Source organism: Microvirga sp. 2YAF29 (genome assembly GCF_052114605.1).
Taxonomy (GTDB): Bacteria; Pseudomonadota; Alphaproteobacteria; order Rhizobiales; family Beijerinckiaceae; genus Microvirga.
The window spans coordinates 1-405 of sequence record NZ_JBFRFB010000052.1; the positions used below are offsets into that span (position 1 = coordinate 1).

At 41.5% G+C, this 405-nt stretch carries 1 protein-coding gene; it reads right to left on the reverse strand.

Annotation, left to right across the window (positions count from 1 at the left end):
* Positions 1-405 (reverse strand): transposase (locus tag AB4Y85_RS19465; protein ID WP_441986552.1); only part of this gene is annotated, 405 nt, incomplete at both ends.

Genomic DNA, 405 nt, shown 5'->3' on the forward strand with positions numbered 1-405 from the left:
GCAATATACGTCGCATCTAAATACACGCATACGTAACGATTATGCAACGAACGGTTGTTAAATGCATCGACTGTTTCTGAAACCGCTTTTGTCATATTCGAAATCGTTTGAGGCGTATAGTGATGGCCGTACATTTTTTCGATTAACTGGGCAATTTCAGCCATCGTAATGCCTTTTTTAAACAGGTGAATCACCGTATCTTCAAGCGTATCATTCGAACGCTTATACGGAGCCACGGTCTGTTGTTTGAACTCACCATTGCGATCACGTGGAATTTGAATGGCTAAATCGCCGTACTCTGTGTGAAGCGTACGCGAATAAGACCCATTGCGTGAGTTGCCTGAATTAAAGCCAATACGGTCATATTTTTCATAATCTAGAAATTCCGTTAACTCTGTCACAAGT